Raw genomic sequence first — 24617 nt, 5'->3', positions numbered from 1 at the left:
CAACCTAGGATAATTAAGAGAAAAGCATGATCAAGTGTTTACTGTTAGCTTTGAATGCGAAGCAAAAGTTAGTCGTTAGCGAGAGAACAGTATATGCAGAGCGGTAAAAGCTCCTAATTCAATAATGGTAAGTTAATGTCATTAACCTAACGATAGATTGGCGTATCATGTATATACCAACATGAAAGTGGACTGTCTTAGTAGGACTTAATTGACTGGCCTTAATATTCCCAATGAGAGGTTAATTGAACATTGTCACCTGTTTTGATATCGGTGATTTATAAGGCGTTAGTCATTAGCAGATTGAATACCCCTGAAAAGACAGCCTTGTTAGTGACAATGCTGTACGGAAAGGGGGGATTACCGCTTACAGTTACAACTTGTTCTTATGCCAGTTGTTGAAGAGCAATTCGTAAATATTTCGTGCGCTAGAATAGTGGACTCTTATTCTTTTTATTCAATGTCTGCTCCTTCAGGTTTCATATAGATAAGCAGGCATCAGTGTTGGCTTGAAAGTTAAATCTATTCGATAAGATGCAAGCAATAAACTGGCATAGTGTTTACGGAACATGAATTAACTCCTATACATGGTATCAACCCATGTTAGCTAAGGTAACCTCCACCTTGTCCTAGCTAGACAGGTAGGGCTTCAATAAAGTAATGCAGCTGACATGAGTTATTGTAGTTATGGTCATTATATTTCCGATATCTAGGCACTTAAGTAAGTTAAGAGTATTTACAGTAATGTCGTGCAAGTTTTTAATACTGTACTAGACTCATTATCCCGCTTGGCGGTTCAGGTTTAGATTTTTGCCTGGATTGTGGGTAAGTCTGGGGGTAAGTAGTGTGTATGATGTGGCTTATCTGTGACTTTTAAAAAAGGTTGTTTTAATTGATAAAAGCGCTTGCGCTTGCGCAGGAACTCCCTATAATGCGCATCCACTGACACGGCACAGCAGGCCAATCGCTCTTAGCAAAAGCTAGGTAGTATGGGGCTTGCAGCGTAATCAGTACCTCTTTTGACGAAGAGGTGAGAGATTAACTTCTTCGGAAATTAGCCTCAGGTGACAATCGCTTTTAAGGCTTCGGGTAATGATGGATTTCACGAGAGTGATTAAGAAATCAACGCTTAGAAAACTTCTTAAAATAAGCGCTTGACGCCGACACTGGAGGGTGTAGAATACGCCTCCTCAAGCCAACGACCTAGCGTCTTCGGCGAAGTATGAAAGATGACTTCACGCTCTTTAACAATATGACAAGCAAATCTGTGTGGGCACTCACAGGTGTTGAGTTATTCGAAATTGCATCTTAGATGCAATCAAAAATATTTCTCAATGAACCACTGAGTGACCATAGCAATATGTAAACTTCGAATATCTTCGGGTATTTGAAAAACAGTATAATTCATTGAGCCGTTTCACTCTTAACCGAGTGGGACAAAAAAACTTTAATTGAAGAGTTTGATCATGGCTCAGATTGAACGCTGGCGGCAGGCCTAACACATGCAAGTCGAGCGGAAACACAAGGGAGCTTGCTCCTGAGGTGACGAGCGGCGGACGGGTGAGTAATGCCTAGGTATCTGCCCAGTCGAGGGGGATAACAGTTGGAAACGACTGCTAATACCGCATACGCCCTACGGGGGAAAGGAGGGGACCTTCGGGCCTTTCGCGATTGGATGAACCTAGGTGGGATTAGCTAGTAGGTGGGGTAATGGCTCACCTAGGCAACGATCCCTAGCTGGTCTGAGAGGATGATCAGCCACACTGGAACTGAGACACGGTCCAGACTCCTACGGGAGGCAGCAGTGGGGAATATTGCACAATGGGCGAAAGCCTGATGCAGCCATGCCGCGTGTATGAAGAAGGCCTTCGGGTTGTAAAGTACTTTCAGCGAGGAGGAAAGGTTGTTGGTTAATAACCAACAGCTGTGACGTTACTCGCAGAAGAAGCACCGGCTAACTTCGTGCCAGCAGCCGCGGTAATACGAGGGGTGCAAGCGTTAATCGGAATTACTGGGCGTAAAGCGTACGCAGGCGGTTTGTTAAGCGAGATGTGAAAGCCCCGGGCTCAACCTGGGAACTGCATTTCGAACTGGCAAACTAGAGTCTTGTAGAGGGGGGTAGAATTTCAGGTGTAGCGGTGAAATGCGTAGAGATCTGAAGGAATACCGGTGGCGAAGGCGGCCCCCTGGACAAAGACTGACGCTCAGGTACGAAAGCGTGGGGAGCAAACAGGATTAGATACCCTGGTAGTCCACGCCGTAAACGATGTCTACTCGGAATTTGGTGTCTTGAACACTGGGTTCTCAAGCTAACGCATTAAGTAGACCGCCTGGGGAGTACGGCCGCAAGGTTAAAACTCAAATGAATTGACGGGGGCCCGCACAAGCGGTGGAGCATGTGGTTTAATTCGATGCAACGCGAAGAACCTTACCTACTCTTGACATCCAGAGAATTTTCCAGAGATGGATTAGTGCCTTCGGGAACTCTGAGACAGGTGCTGCATGGCTGTCGTCAGCTCGTGTTGTGAAATGTTGGGTTAAGTCCCGCAACGAGCGCAACCCTTATCCTTATTTGCCAGCACGTAATGGTGGGAACTTTAGGGAGACTGCCGGTGATAAACCGGAGGAAGGTGGGGACGACGTCAAGTCATCATGGCCCTTACGAGTAGGGCTACACACGTGCTACAATGGTCGGTACAGAGGGTTGCAAAGCCGCGAGGTGGAGCTAATCTCACAAAGCCGGTCGTAGTCCGGATTGGAGTCTGCAACTCGACTCCATGAAGTCGGAATCGCTAGTAATCGTAGATCAGAATGCTACGGTGAATACGTTCCCGGGCCTTGTACACACCGCCCGTCACACCATGGGAGTGGGCTGCACCAGAAGTAGATAGCTTAACCTTCGGGAGGGCGTTTACCACGGTGTGGTTCATGACTGGGGTGAAGTCGTAACAAGGTAGCCCTAGGGGAACCTGGGGCTGGATCACCTCCTTACCTATACGACTAACTCACATCTGTTAGTAAGAAATTACGTTGAGTGTTCACACAGATTGCTTGTTAATGAGCAAACATATCCTGCCTTGTTGCAGTGATATCGTTCTTTAAAAATTTGGAAAGCTGATAGTGTTAATCTGAAAGGGATAACAACTACGATTTATCGTATTGTTATTTATAGGATTAACGCGAAATTAAAAAATTGAGTTCTAAACACTTAAACATTAAGTGTCTTGGCTTGTGACTTAACGGTTACGAGTTAAAAATTCTAATTTTGGCGAAAGTAGAAACCATTAGTTACGATACGACTGTTTTGAGCTTACCCGCTTAAAACAACGGATATCTCTCATAGAGACTTATTTGGGTTGTATGGTTAAGTGACTAAGCGTATATGGTGGATGCCTTGGCAGTCAGAGGCGATGAAGGACGTAGTAACTTGCGAAAAGCGTTGGCGAGCTAGTAACAAGCATTTGAGCTAACGATGTCCGAATGGGGAAACCCACATGCATAAGCATGTATCTTTAACTGAATTCATAGGTTAAAGAGGCAAACCCGGGGAACTGAAACATCTAAGTACCCGGAGGAAAAGAAATCAACCGAGATTCCCCTAGTAGCGGCGAGCGAACGGGGATTAGCCCTTAAGCGTAGAGGGTGTTAGTGGAATGTGTTGGAAAGCACAGCGGCACAGGGTGATAGCCCCGTACATGAAAACTAACTTTACGTGAAAACGAGTAGGACGGGACACGTGACATCTTGTCTGAACATGGGGGGACCATCCTCCAAGGCTAAATACTCCTGACTGACCGATAGTGAACCAGTACCGTGAGGGAAAGGCGAAAAGAACCCCTGTGAGGGGAGTGAAATAGAACCTGAAACCGTATACGTACAAGCAGTGGGAGCGGTTCTTGAGACTGTGACTGCGTACCTTTTGTATAATGGGTCAGCGACTTACATTTTGTAGCGAGGTTAAGCGAATAGCGGAGCCGTAGGGAAACCGAGTGTTAACTGCGCGTTTAGTTGCAAGGTGTAGACCCGAAACCCGGTGATCTAGCCATGGGCAGGTTGAAGGTTGAGTAACATCAACTGGAGGACCGAACCGACTTATGTTGAAAAATGAGCGGATGACTTGTGGCTGGGGGTGAAAGGCCAATCAAACCGGGAGATATCTGGTTCTCCTCGAAAGCTATTTAGGTAGCGCCTCGTACGAATACCATTGGGGGTAGAGCACTGTTAAGGCTAGGGGGTCATCCCGACTTACCAACCCTTTGCAAACTCCGAATACCAATGAGTACTATACGGGAGACACACGGCGGGTGCTAACGTCCGTCGTGAAAAGGGAAACAACCCAGACCATCAGCTAAGGTCCCAAAGTTATTGCTAAGTGGGAAACGATGTGGGAAGGCTTAGACAGCTAGGATGTTGGCTTAGAAGCAGCCATCATTTAAAGAAAGCGTAATAGCTCACTAGTCGAGTCGGCCTGCGCGGAAGATTTAACGGGGCTAAGCAATACACCGAAGCTATGGGTACTAGTGTTTACACTAGTGCGGTAGAGGAGCGTTCTGTAAGCCGTTGAAGGTGAAGGGGTAACCCACACTGGAGGTATCAGAAGTGCGAATGCTGACATGAGTAACGATAAAGGGAGTGAAAAACTCCCTCGCCGAAAGACCAAGGGTTCCTGTCCAATGTTAATCAGGGCAGGGTGAGTCGACCCCTAAGGCGAGGCCGAAAGGCGTAGTCGATGGGAAACAGGTTAATATTCCTGTACTTCTGCTAACTGCGATGGAGAGACGGAGAAGGCTAGGCTAGCGCGGCGTTGGTTGTCCGCGTTTAAGGCTGTAGGCTGTGTACTTAGGCAAATCCGGGTACACACTAGGCTGAGAGTTGATGACGAGGTCCTAAGGGACTGAAGTAGTTGATGCCATGCTTCCAGGAAAATCTTCTAAGCTTCAGGTTAGTAGGAATCGTACCCCAAACCGACACAGGTGGTTGGGTAGAGAATACCAAGGCGCTTGAGAGAACTCGGCTGAAGGAACTAGGCAAAATGGTACCGTAACTTCGGGAGAAGGTACGCTGCCGGCGGTGATGGGACTTGCTCCTTAAGCTGCTGGCAGTCGCAGATACCAGGTGGCTGCAACTGTTTATCAAAAACACAGTACTGTGCAAACTCGCAAGAGGAAGTATACGGTATGACGCCTGCCCGGTGCCGGAAGGTTAATTGATTGGGTTATCTTCGGAGAAGCTCATGATCGAAGCCCCGGTAAACGGCGGCCGTAACTATAACGGTCCTAAGGTAGCGAAATTCCTTGTCGGGTAAGTTCCGACCTGCACGAATGGCGTAATGATGGCCACGCTGTCTCCAGCCGAGACTCAGTGAAGTTGAAATTGCGGTGAAGATGCCGTATACCCGCGGCTAGACGGAAAGACCCCGTGCACCTTTACTATAGCTTGGCACTGAACATTGAACCTACATGTGTAGGATAGGTGGGAGACTTTGAAGCTTCGTCGCTAGATGGAGTGGAGTCAACCTTGAAATACCACCCTTGTAGTTTTGATGTTCTAACCGCGGCCCCTGAATCGGGGTTCGGGACAGTGCCTGGTGGGTAGTTTGACTGGGGCGGTCTCCTCCCAAAGAGTAACGGAGGAGCACGAAGGTTGGCTAAGTACGGTCGGACATCGTACGGTTAGTGCAATGGCATAAGCCAGCTTAACTGCGAGACATACACGTCGAGCAGGTACGAAAGTAGGTCATAGTGATCCGGTGGTTCTGTATGGAAGGGCCATCGCTCAACGGATAAAAGGTACGCCGGGGATAACAGGCTGATACCGCCCAAGAGTTCATATCGACGGCGGTGTTTGGCACCTCGATGTCGGCTCATCACATCCTGGGGCTGAAGTCGGTCCCAAGGGTATGGCTGTTCGCCATTTAAAGTGGTACGCGAGCTGGGTTCAGAACGTCGTGAGACAGTTCGGTCCCTATCTGCCGTGGGCGTTGGATGATTGAAGGAAGCTGCTCCTAGTACGAGAGGACCGGAGTGGACGAACCGCTGGTGTTCGGGTTGTTATGCCAATAGCATTGCCCGGTAGCTACGTTCGGAATCGATAACCGCTGAAAGCATCTAAGCGGGAAGCGAGTCCTAAGATGAGTCATCCCTAGGAATTTAATTCCTCTAAAGAGCCGTTCGAGACTAGGACGTTGATAGGTCAGGTGTGTAAGCGTTGTGAGGCGTTGAGCTAACTGATACTAATGACTCGTGAGGCTTAACCATACAACCCTGATGGGTTTTGGCCAAAAATGCTCCATGCATTTAAGGCACTTCCTCCATCCATGGAGGGTGTATGAGACTGATGTTTTTACCTCATCGAAGTTAGAACTACTCTGCAAAGAGTGACACTTAATGTGGTGTCGAACTCAATAATTTAATATGTACTTGCCGTAGCGAGTAACAGCTTTCTAAATTTGCCAAATTTGTCTGGAAACCATAGAGCTGTGGTCCCACCTGATCCCATTCCGAACTCAGAAGTGAAACACAGTATCGCCGATGGTAGTGTGGGGTTTCCCCATGTGAGAGTAGGTCATTTCCAGGCGCCTAATACGAGAAAGCCCGTTGCTAACGCAACGGGCTTTTTTACGTCTGGGATATGGATAAGTTAATCATTTAGCTGTAGTGCTACACTGACTGTGGTGTGGTTGATATGCCCATGTATGAGTAGGTCATTTCCAGGCGCCTAATTACGATAAATCCCTAGTGCTCTGCGCTAGGGATTTTTTCGTTTATTAGCTTTTGAATTATACCAATTGCATTAAAAGTTTGACCATTCAGCGGGAATTCAAAACGTTGTAGGCAAGTAATGGGATTTGAGCTAATAGTTATTCTATATCCAAACCTCATAGCGAAGCATACAGCGTTTTGAAACCCGCACTACGTGAGCCCTTCAGTCTTTCCACTTCTGCTTTGCATTGGCTTAAAAGGGAACAACCATTTCTTTACCAATGCGCTTTGAATTGAAAAGACTGAGGGGCTCTGAACTGGTCAAATACTTAATGCAATTGGTATTACTGACTCGAACGACACCTCGCTTAACATAAACTCGCGTTGCTGCTGAGTTAACGGCTCATGTGGCATAATAATGACCTCTTTTAATCATACGAATTAGGGTTGCCAACCTGCTAGCAGCAATGCTTTGAAACGGCTACTTATTCTTCATCTGTTGGGAGATATTTACCGGATGTGATGATAGCCGCAAGCTTTTTTGATTGAGCGGTATTTTTGAGGTTAACAGGGGGAAGTAACCTCATTATTTGTTATTGCTTCAATGCTTTACTATATGTGCAAAGAGCGAGGATCTGTAGCTATTTGCTAAGTGCTTTTAGTTGAAAAAAAAGAAGTAGGCTAACAGTAGGAATGACAGTAGAGCACCTGCTATAACAGGATAAATTAGGTAACTATCGCTCGATCTGCGTGCACGCTTAAAACACAAATTGACTAAAAGGAAGTTAAACAGTGTCACCATAATTGAGGCGGCGACCCCTTGCTTAAATGGCATCTCTTTCAGCTCAGTGGTTAAGTACAGTAGGATAAACCAATCAAGTAATATCAAATACAGAAAGAGCTTTTGTAGACCATCCGGGCCTTTTCGCTCATATGATGAAGCCATTATTATCTCCCTACTGTCGATGATACTCATTCTGTATTACGCTGATTTATCGCTTAATGCTTGTATTCTCTTAATAATATTAAGGGACTTATCTTGATCTTCTATTGCCCATCTAGCACCAATAAAATTAAGTTTGTCATTGATAACCTGTACTCGCATTACTATGATTGGTATCAATTCATCATCGACGGCTATTGATACTTGCTGCTCATGTTTTAGCTTGCTGCGGCTTATAAACCCTACGCCACCTAAGCCAATATCCTTGATATTGGCTATACCTATAGCTTTATTGCCGTGCCAAGTCGACTGGTATAGGGAAACTGTTACACCGTCACAGGCAAGCACTATGCTCTTGTCAGTGTCTTCTCGTAACGAGTGCCTAGTGTGTTGCCGGCTATCAATGCTTGGTGTTGATTGCTGTTCCTGTTGAGTGGCTGGTATGAATTCACCATGCTGTATTAAGGGATCGTTCACGGCTAGCGATATCTCATTCTAGGTTTATTGGCTTCAGCTGTATTCTTTGCGCTATCTAGCTCTTTATTGGGCTGCGGCTGTTCGCTAGACATGCCCATCATCTGTCTTATTTGAGTTTCTGCTGCAGAGGTCATCACGAGCATCTCTATTCTTCTATTGGCCGCAGCTGCTGGATCGTCAGCAATATAGGGCGCTTGGTCTGCCATTCCTGTGACCTGAATGACTTGGTCACGTTGTACGCCTGAATATTCCAATACACGTCGAGCTAGCAACGCTCGCTTGCTTGAAAGTTCCCAGTTAGTAAATGTCTTGCCTGCGTAAGGGCTTGAGTCTGTATGACCGGAGATACTCATTTTGTTTTCGACTTTGCCCAGTATCGGCCCTAATGCCATAAGCAGGTCTTCAAAGTAAGGCTTCATATTTGAACTGCCACGGGTAAACATGAACTGGTTGATGTTGTCGTGCATGAGTATTCGCACCCCTTGGGGGACAACTTGCAGTTCAACATTCGCATTCATGCTTACATCAGTGATCACTTGCTCTATTTCTCTCGCTAGGAATTCAAGCTGCGCTTGAGTTTCGAATTTACCTGGAACCAGTGAATTGAGTTCTGGGCCTATTCCTGCCTTAACATTATCTTTTCCCAAAGGGATATGATTATGCATTGCTGGCCCACTACGATCGACACCGGTTGATGTTGCAGGCAGAACGGCTTGCTGGATGGCTATATTGCCCTGAAAATCTATTAGTGACGGCGAGCGGCTCAAGTCGAATGGGTTAATCGATCCAGTTGAGTAAAGATCACCTTTTAGATATTGCACTATCATGGTTCGCTCTTGCTGATCTGCAATTTGCATAATCCATAACACCATGAAGAGTGCCATCATTGCGAGGGTAAAATCTGCAAAGGCGACTTTCCAAGCGCCACCATGCCCAGGCTTTGCTTTGGTTCTCTTTTTGCGCCGAATTACGATAGGTTCAGGACGAGTGGCCATTAGCTTTGCTGCTCCACCATCCAGCGTTCTAATTCGACAAATGTAGGTCGATTCTCACTTTGTATCTGCTTACGACCTGCATCGATCGCCAGCATTGGCGGTTTGCCTTTAGCAAAGGAGGTTAGCATTGCTGCAACACATCGTAGTTGTGCAGCCTTACGTTCAACTAGATGCTCTAATGCTTTAGATAATGGGTCGAACAGACAGTAGCAGGCAAAAATACCAATAAAGGTGCCGACTAATGCCGCTGCTACCTTTACGCCAATCATCGTTATGGGGCCATCAATATTTGACATGGTGATGATGATCCCCATTACGGCAGCCAAAATACCAAAGCCAGGCATAGCTTCTGCCACTTTATTTAGCGCAAGTGATGGGCGCATCCAATCTTCTTCCATGCGATGTATCTCTTCATCCAATATATGTTCAAGATCATGGGCTGAGAGTTTACCGATAGACTGTAGACGTAGATTGTCGATAAGAAATTGCAGTACTGTTGGGTGCTCCAGCACAGTGGGATACATTAAAAATAGAGAGCTCTCTCGAGGTTTTTCTACGTGGTCGTCAAGCACCTTAAGACCTTGGGATTGGATCTGAGTCATCAACATCCCCATCAAGCCAAAAAGTTGTGGATATAGCTCAGGATCTTCTTTTTCTATGGTGACGAGTTCTCTTAATTGATCATACATCTCCACGAGTACCGGTTTAGGATTGGCAATGATGAGGGCACCTACACCAGCGCCAAAAATGATCAATATTTCAGCTGGCTGCCACAGAGAGGCGAGTGTGCCACCCGCCCAAACATAACCGCCAAAAACTGAAAAGATAATGATCACTAGCCCTAAAAGTTTACTCATACTATCTCACCTGCTTACCGATCCCATTGTTGGTATATGTTCTGAAGTTGCTTTACTGCTTGTTTATGCAACTGACAGATCCTAGTTTCCGTTAATCCCAACGTGGCAGCGATTTCTTTTAAATTGAGTTCATGTTGATAGTAAAGCGACAGGATTACCTGTTCTCTTTTGTTTAATTTCGAAATTGCTTGGAATAAAGTTTCTTTGGCTGATATTTGTTCAAATACATCTTGCTTATCTTCAAAATGTCCGCCATCACTAATGAGTTCATCTAAGCTTCGCATCGACTCGGATAAAGAGGCGTGTAGCCGCTTACGATAGTCGTCCTGACTTAGCCCCATTGCTTGTGCGACTTCATTGTCGCTTGGCGCACGTTCAAGCATTTTAGTTAGCTTACGGACGGTATCGTTGAGTTCATGAGCCTGCTGTCTTACTGGGCGAGGTCGCCAATCTTGCCGACGAAGCTCGTCCAATATAGCGCCACGAATCCGCTGGCCAGCATAGGAGATAAAACCATTGTCGTACTCTCCTGGGTAACGCCTTGCGGACTCGAGTAACGCCATCATGCCAATTTGTTCCATGTCTTCGATGGCCAAAACAGCACCACAATGACTGCGAAGTTGTGAAACAGAGCGCTTCACTAGCGGTAAGTACAGCATCATCACTTGGCTTTCGGACAGGCGATTAACCGTGGGCTCTTCTGCTGTTGTTTGGTAAGCGACTTGTGCAGCGTTCATAGCATAGCTCTCCTATTGAATGACCATGCGGGTGAACAACACATCATCAAGCTCTATGCTGAACTCATTTTCTGCTAGAACGACCGTGAGCAGTTGGTGGGCTTCTTTTTGTAGAGACTCGAACTGCTGGGAATCATTGAGTTCGTTGAAATGTTTTTTGGCAAACATTTTCATCAAGGAGTTACGGATCACTGGGTCGGCCTGCTTGATGGTGCTTTCGACATTTTTGGATCGGCTCTTAAATGCCATTTCCAGCAGTAAGTAATGGGGGTAATCGTCGCCTGGTACCGAGATTACAAATTTATCTAACGGGTAAAATTTGGCGGTAACAATTTCATCTTCAGAGGGAGAGAATGGACCGCCAATAATTGTCGGCGATTGCCAACCAGCCCAAAAGACAGCACTACTCCAGATCATAATAATTAGGAGTATTGTTATTTTCTTTCCTGTTGTATTACTAAATGCCATGAGTATTTCCTAAGTTATGCCAACAGATCGACGTCGTCTTGCTGTGAGAGATCATTAATGGAACTGTCAGTATTTGTGACGGAGGCAGGTGCTATTGAAGCTGTGTTTGTTTGATTACTTTCTTTTTTTTGCTGACCATCTTGATTGATATCAACGTCAATTTGGCCGCCATGATCCATCGCTAATTCGTTGCGTAGCCGATCGAGTCCCATCAATAGAGCGTCTCGAACGGCAGGGTTAGCCGCGTGCATTTGAATATGAAGCTTATCTCCGTCGAGACGGATATTGAGCTCTACTTTGCCAAGCTCTGGAGGATCTAATCTGAGTTCTGCTTGCTTAATTTGTTGGTCAATCTGAAACCGTAACTGCTCTCGTAATGGGGAAAGCATCTCATGAGCCTGTTGCATCATTGGGGCGGCTTGAGAGACTGACACTGGTCCCCATTGGGCAACGGTAGACGGATTGCGAGATGCTGAAGCTATAATATGTTGAGCCGAATCTCCCCCTTCTCTCGCCGATGCCTCAGTCACTAGAGCAGCAATCGCAGACTTTGCCGAGGCAAAACTGTTAAATGCCTCGTTAGCTATTGGCATTGAGCTGCTGGCAAGAGTCGTAGGTACAGACTGAGGCGAGTAGCTTTGTTGTGGTAGATATTGTGCTGGCACAGGCTGTGATGTTTGGGAGCCGACCTGGCTTGTTGCCATATGGCTACTAGGGCGAGTTGAGCCTGTATTGGTCTCCATGTGAGTTGCTGGAGTGCCAACTGAAATTAGGGGCTCTGCAGTTTTGCTGATTGCTGGCAACTGCTGTAACGGTAAGCCCGTTACTCCGGGACTCTGAGCGGTTAAAGTTTGTGGCACTGTCATTGATTCGACGACTTTTAATGTCGTGCCAGCTTCAGAAGCCACAGGATGGCGACTCGCTGCATCTAGGCTCTGGGAGGCAAGGATTGCGAAAGGAATTATTTCGCTTGGATCTATGCCTTCCAAGTTATCATTTGCCACATTGTGCATGCTAGTTGCAGTCGCTAATGGCGATGAAGGAGCTGGATTGGTGCTCGTTGTGCTATGAAGTAGTGTTGAGGGGCTAATCATATGCATCTCCGCTTGATTGAGTGAGTTGATAAGCAGCTAGCCCATCTTGTTGCTGCTGAAATTGGCGCATCTCGACTGCCAATTTTGATTTAACCTGCTCTAACTGAGCCAAAACTTTCTGGTGAGTGAATGCCAGTGATTTACGCGCCCGCAGTTGTGCGGCATTACTCGGCTTACCCGCTTTCTTTAGGCTATCTATCATTTTTGCATTCACTTTTTCGAGTGATTGCCAATCTTCAGCATCTGCATGAAATTGAAGCGCCTTCTCAAAGTAAAGCCATTGCTTAATTGAGGTTGGTCCAACCTTCTCTGACATTGGTGATTACCTTCGTTATTGGCGCTAGAGCTTGGGTGTCATTTTCGACGCTTGCGGTAACCAGCTGACGGCTACAATAGTCATAAAGACGGTTGAGACCAGCGGCTACTTCCCCGCCATTTTCGATATCCAACATTGAGTCGAGTCCGTGCACGATATTGAGGCACTTGTTGATACTTTGGCCTTTATCTTCGTAACTTCGGCGTTGCATAAAGCCACTGGCTCTCTCTATTTCCTCTAAGAGTCCATCGAGCAACATGCGCACCATTTCATGCGGGTTTGCCGCAGCGGCTCTCGCATCTAACGAGGTCTGCTTGTAAGCATTAAACGGATCGTGCTCATTTAACATTTGTTAAAGTTCCTTAATAAAACAGCGCACTGGCTGAATTAAGTTGGTTAATGGTGTTTTCCATTGCGGTAAATTGAGAAAGATAGATTTGATATCGCTGTTGCATCTGATAGTCATGCCTAGACATACTGTCTTCGACTCTTTCAATCTGCTTATCTAGGTTGTTTTGCTTTAAGTCTAAGTAGCCACTCGACTTGGTAAATGGGTCGATAATGGTGTCGATGCGATCTACAAAGCTACCACTGGCGGTAAACATCTCTTTGATTGCAGCGGGGTCATCTTTGAGTGCTTGATTGAGCTTATCTTCGTCAATGTTAAGCTTTCCATCTCGGTTCATCTCGATGCCAACATCTGATAAGCGCATGCCGTTTGGGGCAGCATCAAACACGCTATTACGCATGCTGTTTTGCAGCATTCTTAAACTGGAATCACCTTTAAGCACACCCAGCTGATCTTCGGTAATCGATGAAGGGGCATCTTCGTCCTCTTCGTCATCATCTTTATCTTTGTCCTTATTGGCTTCGTCAACAACACTGCTACCCATCGAGCGGGTGAGTTGGTTAATCTGATCCATTAAATCATTGAAAGATTCAACAAAGTCTTTAACGGCTTGTTCGCTAGTACTCGAGTCCGATTCTATTTTTATACTGCTACTTTCGCCGACTGCGTGAGCCCTATTGAGTTCGATAGACACGCCGTCGATGACATTGCCTAAGTAGTTGCTACTGCTTGTTATATCGATGCCGTTGAGGGTAACTTCTGCATCTTGGGCTGCTTTTCGCTCTGTCATTCCCCAATCAACACCGTCCATTTTGACATCGATGTTTTTAGCAGCGCCTGATTCTTTGGAGGTCATCATCAGCTCAACTTGACCACCAGTTCGAACTAATGAGGCTTGAACCCCAGGGTTGTCTGAGTGGTTGTTTATAGCGTCTCGCAGATCGGACACGGTACGTGTTCCATCGGCATTCAGCACCGCCATATCAATATCTATGGTGTCTGCTGCATTAGGGCCAACTTGAATACTCAAAACGCCTGTAGTCGGTAGCACTTCTGTCTCGCTACTAAAGCTTTTAGATAGCTGATGTGATTGTGCAAGTTGCTTGACGTAGAGATCATAGCTGCCCGCGGGAGCATCGCTTTCTACGGTTATCGAGGCGTTTTCGTCACTGATTGATGAGGTTTTACTCTCGAATGCATCACCATTGATTGCTTCAAGCTTACTGGTCATCTTTTTCAGGCTGCTCTCTAAGATCTCATAAGCATCAAGCTGGCTCTGGTGCTTGGTCATGCTGGTTTTATAGAGTTGATCTTTGCCCATGCGTTCAGCCGATATAAGCTGTTCTGCAAATGTTGCTGCACTCATTCCTGAAATCATTACGATCCTCCAATCTAGCTAATGTGGCAATCTTTATGCCAAAGGTTAACTGTTTGTTTTTAATGGTTTCTAACTTGTATCTGTTGCACTTTACAGCGAGACTATTTCCGTTATTTGCTGCGAGAGGGAAGCATTACTTCCGCTCTAAAATTCGAATTAGAGAATTAATCTAATAGTGTTAATAAGGCGACATTAGGGCGGGGTTCTGAAGTGTTCGGAGTTATTTAGGCAATAAAAAAAGGGCCGTGAGGCCCTTAGGAAAAATTGGGTGGGGGGAAGAATTAACCCAAAAGACCCATAACTAAACCAGTGTTTTGGTTTGCAGAAGAAAGAATGTTAGTCCCCGCTTGAACTAACAGTTGGTTCTTGGTCATATTTGCAGATTCAACAGCGAAATCAGCGTCCATGATACGACCAGCCGCAGCTTTAGTATTTTCAGTTACGTTAGCAAGGTTTGAACCTGTGTGACCTAGACGGTTGATGTTCGCACCTAATGTAGAACGCTCAGCACCAACTTTGTCGATGAAGGTATCGATCTTGTCGATAGCGCCTTTTGCTGCACCTGCAGCTGAAATATCGTCGGTCACACCAGCAAGATCTGCTTTAGTAACTGATACTGAAAGTTGCTCAGTTGCTCCGGCACCGATTTGGAATTCAACACCTGCGTTTAGCGAATCAAACAACTTGTTGCCTGAGTATTCAGTGTTATCAACAATTCGAGTGATCTCTTTCGTCAGCTCTTGGAACTCATCGTTTAGTGCTGTTAAGTCTTCAGCAGAGTTCACGCCGTTAGCTGCTTGAGTAGCAATCTCTTTCTGGCGGTTTGCAATCGTTGAAAGTTCGTCTAATGCACCATCTGCAGTTTGGAGCATAGAAGTCGCATCGTTAACGTTACGGCTGGCTGTTTCCATACCTGTTACGTTGGCATTTAGACGAGTTGCGATTTGTAGACCAGCAGCATCGTCAGCCGCGCTATTGATACGTAGACCAGTCGATAGACGCTCCATAGCATTGCTTAGTAGGTCATTGTTTTTAGTCACAGAGTTTTGCGAAACGAGTGAAGCATAATTAGTATGAACTGATAACATAACGTGTTCCTTTAGGCTTTCGAAGAATAATTGTGTGTCACAATTGATAAAACGACAGTCAAAATCAAAACTGAAAATTCAGACAAAATTTATTCATAGAAATCACCTTAAGCTTATGAAATCAATATTGATTTATTTTTGCTTTTTTTGATGCTATCGCTGATATTTATGCATAAAGCTCTTTAGATAAACCCAGATCGAGTCGCCTTGTTAAAGTAACTTTAAGCGTAAAGAGACTGAACATGGAAAAGTCACTTATTAGACCCAGTTTTGTTACTCAATTTAGTTGTATTGGCAGTGAGTGCGAAGATAGTTGCTGCTATGGCTGGGATATTCATATCGATAAGCAGAGCTATAAGAAAACCCTTGCTAATCCAGACTTGAAAGGTCTGGCTCAGACTGCGCTTAAGAAGGTAAAAAGAAGTGAGCAGGCCTGGGCAAAAGCTGTGCTTAACCAAGAGGGGGCATGTGGTTTCTTGGATGGTAATAAGCTGTGCCAGATCCACGCGAAAGCAGGGGAGTCACTATTAAGCCACACCTGTAGAACCTATCCAAGAATGTCTCATATGAAGGACGGTGATCGTTATGAAAGCTTGTCTCTGTCTTGTCCTGAAGCTGCCCGAGTCATTCTAATAAAACCAGATGCGTTTCATTTTGAGCGGATGAGCGTGCGTCATAACAATGAGTTTGATAGCACACCTTTGTGGGCTCAAAAGGCACATGATTACTCTATTCAGCTGTTGCTCAATAACAAATTAGCGATCAGCCATAGTTTGACTGCTATCGGTATTTTGATGAAAACCGTTGAGTCCGTTAAGGCACAGCAGCAAGACTCTAGCCATATTGACGCAATGTTTCGGCAACTAGAGAGTCTGGGAGATAGAGGTGAGTTGCAGCAACATGTAGCTGGTTTTAATCAAGATACCGAGTTGCAGAAGAAGCATGCCTTTACATCGATCCATTTATGGTTAAATACCAATAAGCCTGTACGGGGAAGAGCGCGATTTGAGTTGATTAATCAGGCGGTATGCCGTGTGGTGGACGAAGAGGGTAACTTCAGTGTAAAACAGCTCAATAATGCTTGGTTGCAGCACGCTTTACCTGCATTAGAGAAGCATGAAGATCTCTTCAATCGCTACCTATTCTACTACTTTTACCATATGAACTTTCCACAAGTAGATAAGTTAAGTCCGACTGAAGCATTTCGGGTCATGATGGTTGATTACTTTATGTTGCGTTGTTATCTGGCGGCAATGGCTGCTGATAAACAGGGTCTGACTGAGCACGACATCATTATGTGTTTTCAGGTTTATCACACCAGTCGACAGCATAAAGCAAACTACAGTCAGTACGTGGTTGATCTGCTAGATAAATGCCACTTTGATGATCTTGCAACTATTTTAACTCTGCTGGCTTAGTGGTGTTGCCAGCGATAGGATTTACTGTTGCTGGCTATTTATGACAGCAGTGCTGAGACTTGAGTGCGAGTTATATTGGCCTGCGCCATTAAAGAGGTCACCTGCAAATTAAACGGTGAGGGTTGCATTAGGCTCGTCAGTTTATTCATGGTCGTATCTAAGTCAGCAGCGGTTGGTTTTTGGCTATTGATGCGCTGTAGTTGTTGCTGGATTTTTTGCTTACTTTCAGCTAGTTCCTGTAACTGTAGCTCAACTTTATGCAGTGATTTCGCTATCTTAGCAATGGCTTGCTTTAGCTCCTCGTTACTGCCAAATCGCCACTCTCTAGGGTCTTGCCAGTTGAGCTCCTCATTGACTTTGATACTTCTCGCTTCTCCTGCAGGTAGACGTTGGCCTTGTCCGGTCATCAATAACCCAGCTTGCGCTTGTTGCCATTGAGATTTACTGCCTTGGAAGACAAATTTACCGCTTTTATTTACCGCGACCAGTATATCTAAAGGTTGCAGCGCGCTGCTTAGGTGTTGGACTAAGCTGTTGGCTGTTTCATTAGCGGGCAATAAGACTCGGGAACTGTCGCTCCCGAGTTGGATTGTAATGTATTCATCACGCTGTTTCTCTACACTCAAATCTACAGATTTTAAACTGAAGTTATGCTTTGCGGCTGGTCTTGTCGCCGAGATGAGGTTGAGCTGGTGATCGACCAATGGCTGATCTTGATAACGAATATCAAGTTGGGCAAGTTGCTTTTGTAATTGTTTGGCTCTCGATTGTTGTAGTGTGCTCTGTTGCATATTCAGCGACTGTTTTGCTTGATTGTGTAGTTGCTTCAGTAGAGCTTTTACCTGTTGTAATCCTTGCTCTGCAACCTGAGAGGCGCTGATTTTATGTTGCCCCTGGGTGACTTTTGCCCACTTACTGTAGCTTTCAAGTCGATGAGTGGGAATCGCGGCTACATTTGATGCTTGCTGGTCCTTTAGTACTTGTTGAGCGCCCATGGCTGGCGCAACCGATTGGCTGCGCTGCTGAATATTTAATGTGTCAGTAATACCCTGGAGCATCAGTCAGTGGCACCTTATTTACATATGATTAAACAGTGAAAGTTGTGTCACCTGTACGAATGTTTGCTGGGTGACCTTGAGTGCAGTGAGCTTTAAATTAAACTCTGCAGTGGCTTGAGCGTAATCGAGCCCTTCAGTTTCACCTATGACCTCTTCATTGAACAGGACGCGTTCTTCATGGGAAGTTTGTATAAGGCTGATGGTGTTTTGCTTGCCACCAATGTCAGTGATCGCCGAGCTAATACTGGTGAGGGTATCATCTAAGCTAGTTAACATATCGGTTGCCGCTTGGCTAAAGGTCGGGTCACCCGGCGCTAAACTAGGGTCATTCAATACATTGATGAAATCTTGGGTTTGATTCAGAATATCTGAGCTGCCATTGGAAAACAGAAACTCAGATGCTGTAACGTTTGCTGTCATCCAAGATGAGCCTGAGGTTTGTACTTCACGGTGGTTATTATCACCCTGATACAGGTAATTTCCACTGGCGTCTTTGCTTATTGGTGCTGTGTCGGTGAGATTACCTGAAAACAGATAGTTACCGCCTTCATCTTTAGCGTTTACGGTATCGGTAAAGGCTTCTAACAGCTCCTCCATCTCTGCGGCATACGCTGCTCTATCTTCCGGTGATAGGCTGCCATTGTTGGCGGCAACGGTGATCTCTCGCATACGCGTTTGCAGCTCAACCATACTCGACATATAAGTTTCGGCGCGGCTGAAGCTAGTGCTCAATGATTCAGTATTTTTAATATACTGGTTGGTGGCTGCTAAGTCGCGCTGGCCGCCAATGACTTTGACCGAACCGATAGGATCATCAGAGGGGCGCAGTATCGACTTACCCGTCGCCATCATCTGATTTAGCTTGGAGATATCAGCCGTCGAGTTTTGTAAGCTTTGCAGGTTATTACTGTAAAGGTTGAGCATACTCACGCGCATAAGAGATCCTTAGATACTGTTTAAAATAGTCTGGAAAAGCTGATCTGCGGTCGAAATGACCTTGGCGTTAGCCTGGTAGGATTGCTGATAGATAATGAGGTTAGTGCCCTCTTCATCCATGTTTACCCCACTGGTGCTGGCCCATTGTGATTGTGCTTCCATTTGCAGTTTGACTGCTGTGTCTTCCGCCATTTGCGCTTGACGAGATGCAGAGCCTAATTCACCAACTTTACTGGCAAAAGCATCTCCCATAGTGGTATCTACGCCTAACGAGTTAAAAGTGAAGCTGGCATTCGCTAGTTCAACCAAATCCTTTAAATTGCTATTGTCACCTGGGGTACCATCTTTGCCGAAAGCCAACATATCAGCGTTGAAGCCAGCGGTGATTTTCATGCTGCCAGCAGGATTACTGGGATCGTAGCTAAACAGGTCTTGGGTCGGTGGATTACCATTAAGATCGGTACCGCCTGCAAGCACTGCATTAAATTCATCCGCCATAGTCATGGCTAACTCATCGATGAAAGCCATAGAGTCGACCAAGCTATTATCACGGTAATCAATTAAGGCGCCTAAACTGCCGCCAGCTTTTTCATCGAGCGGGAAGTTTGATTGACCAAACTGAATGCTTATTTGACTAAATTGTGGATTAGCAGGATCCGGTGAGACCTGAATTTTTGATGCTGTTGTTCCCGCAAGCAGGGGTTGCCCTTGGGCAAGAGAGATATTGACTAGGCCATTAGACTCTTCAACCACCTTAACGTCGACTATTTCAGAGAGGTCATCGATGGCAGCATCGCGTGCATCAAGTAACGCCAGTGGTACATTGCCATTGGCATTAGCGGCCTGTATTTCGGCATTGAACTTAGCGATGCTATCAAGTTGAGCGTTGATCTCTTTAGCTGAGGCACCTATTTGACCTTCGACTTGGGTGATCTGGGAGCTGACTCCTTCGCTGATTGAGTTAAACCTTTGGCTGATCGCTCTCGCTTCGTTTAGCACGCCTTGACGATAAGCAATTTCATTGGGTTGTTCCATGGCGGAATTGAGCGATGCAAATAACAGATCAAGTCCGGCTGATATACTATTGCCCTCGGAACCAAAAACTTGTTCAACTTGACCAAAATAACTTGATTGCACCTTGGCAAAGCCTAGATTGCTGGTGGTGTTCCACAACTGCGCCACTTCATATTGATCTGATATACGACGAACACCATCGACCATCACACCTGCGCCACTACCGTATACACCGTTGCCGACTGAGCTCATCATCACCTGCTGACGAGAGTAGCCAGGAACCATTGCATTGGCGACGTTATTGGAAGTGGCATTGAGGGCTGCCATACTGGCGTTTAACCCCGACATACCAATATTGAGCATGCTCATAGTGTGTCCTTATATCTGTCATAGGTGGCATGACTGCCACCAAAGTTACTGCGCTTGCGGCTTAGCAATGAATGGCACTATTAATGCTGGTTGCATGGCTGTTGTATTGGCATTTGCAGTCGTATGACTATTAGAAGCGACCATCTCGGGTTGAGACTTAAGCGCGCCTTCCAATTGTTTGCTCATTACGCTGGCAAGCCCGGTGCTCTGCATCTGACTGAGTCGCCCTGCAAGCTCCGCATCATGCCAGTCACGGTACATACCGTTATTTTGCGAAGACAGTGGGCTATCTTTATCTGCCATCACATCCGATGCAGAGCGCATCTGCTTAAGCACAGTTTGTAGAAACTGTGCTTCGAACTGTTGGCTAACTAACTTAAGTGCACCATGCTCACCATTGGCTTGGATTAACTCGGAAGCGTTAAGTTGATTTAGATAGCTATGGTTATTATCGAGTTTCATTAGATCACCACCAATTCAGCTTCTAGGGCGCCAGCTTCATTTAGGGCTTGCAAGATGGCCATCAAATCCATGGGGGAGGCGCCTAAACTATTTACCGCACGAACGATATCGTTGAGCGCAATACCTTCTGGCCAAACGAACATATGTCCGTTGCCAGTATCTATATCAACTTGGCTATCAGATACCACTACGGTTTCACCTTGGGCTTGGCCTAAAAATGCGCCGTTTGGTTGGCTGACAAACTCCTGCTCTACGATGGTGACAGTTAAGTTACCGTGGCTGACCGCCGCTTTTCGCACAACCACGTCGCCACCCATAACGACGGTACCAGTGCGACTGTTGAATACGACTCGAGGTGCTTTTCGTCCTTGCTCTATCTGCAATTCTTCGAGCATCGACATGAAAGTGACGCGTTCGCGGTTTGTAGCTGGAGCACGAACCAGAACTTTAGCGCTGCTGTCTGCTTCTGCTACGCTGGGGCCAAAAAGGTTATTGATGGCTCGCTCAATGTTGCGCGCGGTTTTAAAACTTGGCGCCCTAAGGTTTAGGACAATCTTCTCTGTTTCATTGAAGTTACTGTGCATCGGCGCTTCTAATAGCGCACCATTTGGGATGTTGCCTACTGTGGGAACATTGATTGTCACCGAGGTGCCATTTCGTCCTTGCGCAGACACGCCGCCGACCACTAAGTTACCTTGAGCGACGGCATAGATCTCTCCATCTACGGCTCTTAGCGGCGTCATTAATAATGTGCCCCCGCGTAAGCTTTTAGCATCGCCTAACGAGGAAACGGTGATATCAAGAGTTTGCCCTGGGCTGGCAAGAGCTGGAACTGTTGCATGCACCGCAACAGCGGCCACGTTCTTCAGCTTTGGGTCGATCTTGTCATCTATCTGCACTCCAAACTGTTTGAGCATGTTGACAATGGACTGACTGGTGAATCTAACTTGAGTTCTGTCGCCCGTGCCATTCAGACCAACCACTAAACCATAGCCAACCAGCTGGTTATCACGTATTCCCTGAACGTCGACAATGTCCATCAAATAGCGATTTTGCGCTGCGGCTTGAACGTTGAAAAGCGGCGTTAAGCCTAATAGGGCTCCGACTAAAAATAGCGCTATTTTATTCATTTAGTACACCGTACATTTTGAGCATTTAAATTGAAGATCATAGCGGAGACCAGTGACTGCTGAAGTAGCCTGAGGTCCAAGCATGACGGCTACGTTCTGACAGGGAACCCTCGCCAATGTACAGAACCCTTACATCGTTAATGCGCTGGGAGGAGATGTCATTGTTAGCGCCTATATCCTCTGGTTGTATTATCCCTAGTAGATACAAGTACTCGCTTTTATCTGTGTGGGTTAACCACTTTTTTCCGCTAATAAATAGTGAGCCTGTTGGCAGCCGCTTGTTAACCGTTACAGTCATTGAGCCCGCGAGCCGCTTCTGTTGATCGCTAACAATGTCAGTATCTTGAGTTATTGAATCCAGGTTCGGTCCTACACCCTTGTTTAAAGTGACTATTAAGGTGTCGCCTTCGCGGCAATGATGCCTCCCTGTGAATAAATTGGGAAACATGCTTTGTGGTGAAAAATGAGAGAGTAAACTCTTTAAATTATTATTCGAAAGGGAGTGATTAAACTTCATTGGATGCCCCCAAGGAGATTAGCTTATAACTCATAGCGGGAACCAAGGGCTGTTAAAGTAACGAGAGGCCCAACCCATGCGATTGCTGTCCGATATTGCACCTTGGCCACCATAGATAATTCGTGCATCGGCGATGCGCTGAGAAGAGATAGTATTGTCATTGCCAATATCATCGGTGCGGATCAAACCAAGCAGACGTAAGTATTCATCCCCTTGATTGAGTCTGAGCCATTTTTCGCCGCGGATAAGCAGTGCCCCGTTAGGCAGTACCTTGGCAACGGTGACGGTGATTGAGCCCGACAGCTGATTTTGCTGGGTACTGGAGCCAGTACCATTAAAAGAACGCCCCATATTGGCTTCTCCGCTACCCGCAACACTGTTACTGCCCGTTGTACCCTGACCATCAATAGATAAACCACTCGCTTTATTGGTTTTGGTATCGGCACGCTTACTTGAATAGGTTTTTTCATCCAGCGCAACGGTTAAAATGTCGCCTTCACGGAACGCACGCTTATCTTTAAACAGGGTCAGCATAAAACCGGGACGATAAACGCTACCATCTTTGGCATCGGGTAGGCTGTAATCAATTTCTGGGGGGGCCCACTCAGGTTTACCTGGCTCGGTATCTGGCTCTGGAAAGTGCGCAACACAGCCTGAAAGTAATACAAGCATCGCGATTCCAAGTCCTATCCGTAGTTGTTGCATGGTGATCCTTTTCAAGTCAATTAATTGAGCTAAGCGTTAGCTAGCCTCAGTGTTATAAGGCTTGGTTCAAGAATTTGAGCATGTCATCTGATGCAGAAACGACCTTGGCGTTCATTTCATAGGCCCGCTGAGTCGAAATCATCTCTACCATCTCCTCCACCACATTGACGTTGGCACCCTCAAGCGCTCCTTGGCGGATCTGACCCAATGCTTGGTCGCCTGCCACCCCTTCAATGGCAGCGCCTGAAGCACCAGTTTCGCGATATAAGTTGTTACCGCGTGCTTCGAGTCCCGCGGGGTTGGTAAAGTTAACCAATGTTATTTGTCCTAGCTCTTGGGCATCGGCTTGACCTGCCATCTGGGCTGAGACGATGCCGTCGGTGGCAATCGTGATGGTGAGAGCTTCTTCTGGGATCTCAATATTTGGCACCAGCGGCAAGCCTTGTGAGGTCACCATTAATCCTTCACTGTTGCGGTAAAACTGGCCATCACGAGAAAAGCTTAAATCACCATTGGACTCCTCAATTTGAAAGAAGCCCTGACCTTCAATTGCAAGATCCAATTGTTGGTTAGTTGTCAGCATGTCTCCTGAGGTAAAGACTTTTTGCGTACCGACTACCCGCGTACCAGTACCTAACTGTAGTCCTGATGGCAGTTCATTCTGCTCATCGACTTGGCCGCCTGGTTGGCGCTGTACCTGATAAAAAAGGTCGTTAAACGCGACACGGTCGCGTTTGAAACCTGTGGTATTCACGTTAGCCAAGTTGTTGGCTATGGTTGTCATTTTGGTATCTTGAGCGGTCAAACCTGTTTTGCTGACCCATAATGCTGATTGCATCTGCTTAATCCTTTATGTTTGCGCTAGGCGTCTCTAAGTAGCCTGTTACCTGCTTCTGCAAGTTTTTCGGCGCTTTTCATTAATTTGACTTGGATCTCGAACTGACGGCTTAGATCCATGGCGGCGATGAGTTCCCCCACTGCCTGCACGTTACTGGCTTCTAAAAATCCGCTGCTCACCGTAACCTCATCATTCGCTGGTAAGGGCTGGCGATCTTGGGTGTAGAGCAAGCCATCGAGCCCCTTAGACATGATATTCATATCCGGATTAACCAGCTTTAGCTGGCCGACCTCTTCAATAATGCCGTTCTCGTCAGCCACAATGCTTAGTCGGCCATCATCACCGACAAACAGTTCGCGGTACTCAGGAAGGACAATGGGACCATCGACTCCGGCAATAGGGCGGCCATCTAAGGTCAGTTGACCATTGGCGTCGGGTACTATGGCACCTGAGCGGGTATAACCTTCGCCGTCATCGGTCATGACCGAGAACAGTCCCGCATCGTTAATTGCTAGATCTAAGGTTCTGCCAGTTGGGTTGAGCGCGCCACTTTGCTGGCTAAAACCGCTGCTTTGGGTTTGTGCTAGCACGCGTGTTTGCAGGCTATTGCCTGTCGCGGTAACGCTCATTGCATTGACCCGCTCAAGATCTGCTTTAAAGCCTGTGGTATCGGCATTGGCCAAGTTATTGGCTCGAATAGCTTGCGCTTCCATCACTCTGGCTGCACCGGTCGCTGCGGTATAAAGCATTCTGTCCATGAGTGTCCC

The 24617-nt window shown here is 46.3% G+C and carries 21 protein-coding genes and 3 rRNA genes; 4 read left to right on the top strand and 20 right to left on the bottom strand.

The genetic code is table 11. The annotated features are described in order from the left end of the window. Positions 1-1448: 1448 nt before the first annotated feature. The 3 genes from SWP_RS22765 to rrf all read left to right on the top strand — a co-directional run bounded on the left by SWP_RS22765 (position 1449) and on the right by rrf (position 6576). A 16S ribosomal RNA gene (locus SWP_RS22765) occupies positions 1449-2991 on the top strand. Positions 2992-3362: 371 nt separating this feature from the next. Then, positions 3363-6257: ribosomal RNA gene (locus tag SWP_RS22760) — 23S ribosomal RNA — on the top strand. Positions 6258-6460: 203 nt separating this feature from the next. Further along, positions 6461-6576 (top strand): 5S ribosomal RNA (gene rrf, locus SWP_RS22755). Together the 16S, 23S and 5S rRNA genes form the textbook arrangement of a ribosomal RNA operon. A gap of 783 nt (positions 6577-7359) precedes the next feature. Here rrf and SWP_RS22750 read toward each other — a convergent pair. From SWP_RS22750 to SWP_RS22700, 11 genes are all read right to left on the bottom strand, one after another. After that, positions 7360-7647 (bottom strand): hypothetical protein, encoded by a 288-nt coding sequence (locus SWP_RS22750; protein WP_044556202.1) that lies wholly within the window; start codon positions 7645-7647, stop codon positions 7360-7362. A gap of 36 nt (positions 7648-7683) precedes the next feature. Then, entirely contained in the window at positions 7684-8121 is a 438-nt protein-coding gene (locus SWP_RS22745; protein ID WP_020915068.1) for a hypothetical protein, read from the bottom strand. A 2-nt stretch (positions 8122-8123) separates the two neighbouring features. Continuing rightward, positions 8124-9116, bottom strand: coding sequence for a flagellar motor protein MotB (locus SWP_RS22740; RefSeq protein ID WP_020915067.1), 993 nt, complete (start codon positions 9114-9116; stop codon positions 8124-8126). Continuing rightward, positions 9116-9973 carry a flagellar motor stator protein MotA gene (gene motA, locus SWP_RS22735; protein ID WP_020915066.1) on the bottom strand — a complete coding sequence of 286 codons (858 nt, stop codon included), beginning with the start codon at positions 9971-9973 and terminating at the stop codon, positions 9116-9118. The genes SWP_RS22740 and motA overlap by 1 nt, the downstream gene beginning before the upstream one ends. Positions 9974-9987: 14 nt before the next feature. Then, positions 9988-10710 (bottom strand): RNA polymerase sigma factor FliA, encoded by a 723-nt coding sequence (locus SWP_RS22730; protein ID WP_020915065.1) that lies wholly within the window; start codon positions 10708-10710, stop codon positions 9988-9990. A 12-nt stretch (positions 10711-10722) separates the two neighbouring features. After that, complete coding sequence (locus SWP_RS22725) at positions 10723-11178, bottom strand: flagellar basal body-associated FliL family protein (RefSeq protein WP_020915064.1); 456 nt, start codon at positions 11176-11178, stop codon at positions 10723-10725. Positions 11179-11192: 14 nt separating this feature from the next. Then, positions 11193-12272 (bottom strand): flagellar hook-length control protein FliK, encoded by a 1080-nt coding sequence (locus SWP_RS22720; RefSeq protein WP_020915063.1) that lies wholly within the window; start codon positions 12270-12272, stop codon positions 11193-11195. Next, positions 12265-12588, bottom strand: coding sequence for a hypothetical protein (locus tag SWP_RS22715; protein ID WP_020915062.1), 324 nt, complete (start codon positions 12586-12588; stop codon positions 12265-12267). The genes SWP_RS22720 and SWP_RS22715 overlap by 8 nt, the downstream gene beginning before the upstream one ends. Beyond that, the gene (fliS, locus tag SWP_RS22710) at positions 12557-12937 is read right to left on the bottom strand and encodes a flagellar export chaperone FliS (protein WP_020915061.1); all 381 of its coding nucleotides are present in this window, start codon (positions 12935-12937) and stop codon (positions 12557-12559) included. The genes SWP_RS22715 and fliS overlap by 32 nt, the downstream gene beginning before the upstream one ends. A gap of 13 nt (positions 12938-12950) precedes the next feature. Continuing rightward, complete coding sequence (fliD, locus tag SWP_RS22705; RefSeq protein WP_020915060.1) at positions 12951-14315, bottom strand: flagellar filament capping protein FliD; 1365 nt, start codon at positions 14313-14315, stop codon at positions 12951-12953. A 281-nt stretch (positions 14316-14596) separates the two neighbouring features. Beyond that, a complete protein-coding gene (locus SWP_RS22700) occupies positions 14597-15403 on the bottom strand; it encodes a flagellin N-terminal helical domain-containing protein (protein ID WP_020915059.1) in 807 nt (268 codons plus the stop codon). Positions 15404-15645: 242 nt separating this feature from the next. Between SWP_RS22700 and fliB the strand changes: the two genes are divergently transcribed. Next, positions 15646-16821, top strand: a complete 1176-nt coding sequence (gene fliB / locus SWP_RS22695) for a flagellin lysine-N-methylase (RefSeq protein ID WP_020915058.1) — start codon at positions 15646-15648, stop codon at positions 16819-16821. A 38-nt stretch (positions 16822-16859) separates the two neighbouring features. On the opposite strand, the gene SWP_RS22690 is transcribed toward fliB, so the two are convergent. From SWP_RS22690 to SWP_RS22650, 9 genes are read right to left on the bottom strand one after another with little or no spacing between them, the layout of a single operon-like run. Beyond that, complete coding sequence (locus SWP_RS22690) at positions 16860-17879, bottom strand: hypothetical protein (protein WP_020915057.1); 1020 nt, start codon at positions 17877-17879, stop codon at positions 16860-16862. An 18-nt stretch (positions 17880-17897) separates the two neighbouring features. Further along, positions 17898-18815, bottom strand: coding sequence for a flagellar hook-associated protein FlgL (gene flgL / locus SWP_RS22685; protein WP_020915056.1), 918 nt, complete (start codon positions 18813-18815; stop codon positions 17898-17900). A gap of 9 nt (positions 18816-18824) precedes the next feature. Further along, the gene (flgK, locus tag SWP_RS22680; RefSeq protein ID WP_020915055.1) at positions 18825-20198 is read right to left on the bottom strand and encodes a flagellar hook-associated protein FlgK; all 1374 of its coding nucleotides are present in this window, start codon (positions 20196-20198) and stop codon (positions 18825-18827) included. A 45-nt stretch (positions 20199-20243) separates the two neighbouring features. Next, a complete protein-coding gene (locus SWP_RS22675; protein ID WP_020915054.1) occupies positions 20244-20660 on the bottom strand; it encodes a rod-binding protein in 417 nt (138 codons plus the stop codon). Next, positions 20660-21790 (bottom strand): flagellar basal body P-ring protein FlgI, encoded by a 1131-nt coding sequence (locus tag SWP_RS22670; RefSeq protein ID WP_020915053.1) that lies wholly within the window; start codon positions 21788-21790, stop codon positions 20660-20662. Before SWP_RS22670 ends, SWP_RS22675 begins: the two co-directional genes overlap by 1 nt. 37 nt (positions 21791-21827) lie before the next feature. Then, positions 21828-22307: a flagellar basal body L-ring protein FlgH gene (locus tag SWP_RS22665; RefSeq protein WP_079891976.1), complete on the bottom strand. Its 480-nt coding sequence runs from the start codon at positions 22305-22307 to the stop codon at positions 21828-21830. Positions 22308-22337: 30 nt separating this feature from the next. Then, the gene (flgH, locus tag SWP_RS22660; RefSeq protein WP_020915052.1) at positions 22338-23012 is read right to left on the bottom strand and encodes a flagellar basal body L-ring protein FlgH; all 675 of its coding nucleotides are present in this window, start codon (positions 23010-23012) and stop codon (positions 22338-22340) included. A gap of 52 nt (positions 23013-23064) precedes the next feature. Beyond that, complete coding sequence (flgG, locus tag SWP_RS22655) at positions 23065-23850, bottom strand: flagellar basal-body rod protein FlgG (RefSeq protein WP_020915051.1); 786 nt, start codon at positions 23848-23850, stop codon at positions 23065-23067. 23 nt (positions 23851-23873) lie between these two features. Continuing rightward, complete coding sequence (locus SWP_RS22650; RefSeq protein WP_020915050.1) at positions 23874-24608, bottom strand: flagellar basal body rod protein FlgF; 735 nt, start codon at positions 24606-24608, stop codon at positions 23874-23876. Positions 24609-24617: the final 9 nt, after the last annotated feature.

Origin of the sequence: Shewanella piezotolerans WP3, assembly GCF_000014885.1 — a bacterium.
GTDB lineage: Bacteria > Pseudomonadota > Gammaproteobacteria > Enterobacterales > Shewanellaceae > Shewanella > Shewanella piezotolerans.
Note: the sequence above shows the minus strand (reverse complement) of the source record. Positions and strands in the feature narration are given on the sequence as shown.

Coding starts and splice junctions, on each gene's coding strand:
- SWP_RS22665 (WP_079891976.1), bottom strand. CDS start 22,307: ATGAAGTTTAATCACTCCCTTTCGAATAATAATTTAAAGAGTTTACTC.
- motA (WP_020915066.1), bottom strand. CDS start 9,973: ATGAGTAAACTTTTAGGGCTAGTGATCATTATCTTTTCAGTTTTTGGC.
- flgK (WP_020915055.1), bottom strand. CDS start 20,198: ATGAGCATGCTCAATATTGGTATGTCGGGGTTAAACGCCAGTATGGCA.
- SWP_RS22725 (WP_020915064.1), bottom strand. CDS start 11,178: ATGGCATTTAGTAATACAACAGGAAAGAAAATAACAATACTCCTAATT.
- flgL (WP_020915056.1), bottom strand. CDS start 18,815: ATGCGCGTGAGTATGCTCAACCTTTACAGTAATAACCTGCAAAGCTTA.
- SWP_RS22750 (WP_044556202.1), bottom strand. CDS start 7,647: ATGGCTTCATCATATGAGCGAAAAGGCCCGGATGGTCTACAAAAGCTC.
- SWP_RS22650 (WP_020915050.1), bottom strand. CDS start 24,608: ATGGACAGAATGCTTTATACCGCAGCGACCGGTGCAGCCAGAGTGATG.
- flgG (WP_020915051.1), bottom strand. CDS start 23,850: ATGCAATCAGCATTATGGGTCAGCAAAACAGGTTTGACCGCTCAAGAT.
- fliB (WP_020915058.1), top strand. CDS start 15,646: ATGGAAAAGTCACTTATTAGACCCAGTTTTGTTACTCAATTTAGTTGT.
- SWP_RS22730 (WP_020915065.1), bottom strand. CDS start 10,710: ATGAACGCTGCACAAGTCGCTTACCAAACAACAGCAGAAGAGCCCACG.
- SWP_RS22670 (WP_020915053.1), bottom strand. CDS start 21,790: ATGAATAAAATAGCGCTATTTTTAGTCGGAGCCCTATTAGGCTTAACG.
- SWP_RS22690 (WP_020915057.1), bottom strand. CDS start 17,879: ATGCTCCAGGGTATTACTGACACATTAAATATTCAGCAGCGCAGCCAA.
- SWP_RS22675 (WP_020915054.1), bottom strand. CDS start 20,660: ATGAAACTCGATAATAACCATAGCTATCTAAATCAACTTAACGCTTCC.
- flgH (WP_020915052.1), bottom strand. CDS start 23,012: ATGCAACAACTACGGATAGGACTTGGAATCGCGATGCTTGTATTACTT.
- SWP_RS22740 (WP_020915067.1), bottom strand. CDS start 9,116: ATGGCCACTCGTCCTGAACCTATCGTAATTCGGCGCAAAAAGAGAACC.
- SWP_RS22720 (WP_020915063.1), bottom strand. CDS start 12,272: ATGATTAGCCCCTCAACACTACTTCATAGCACAACGAGCACCAATCCA.
- fliS (WP_020915061.1), bottom strand. CDS start 12,937: ATGTTAAATGAGCACGATCCGTTTAATGCTTACAAGCAGACCTCGTTA.
- SWP_RS22700 (WP_020915059.1), bottom strand. CDS start 15,403: ATGTTATCAGTTCATACTAATTATGCTTCACTCGTTTCGCAAAACTCT.
- SWP_RS22715 (WP_020915062.1), bottom strand. CDS start 12,588: ATGTCAGAGAAGGTTGGACCAACCTCAATTAAGCAATGGCTTTACTTT.
- fliD (WP_020915060.1), bottom strand. CDS start 14,315: ATGATTTCAGGAATGAGTGCAGCAACATTTGCAGAACAGCTTATATCG.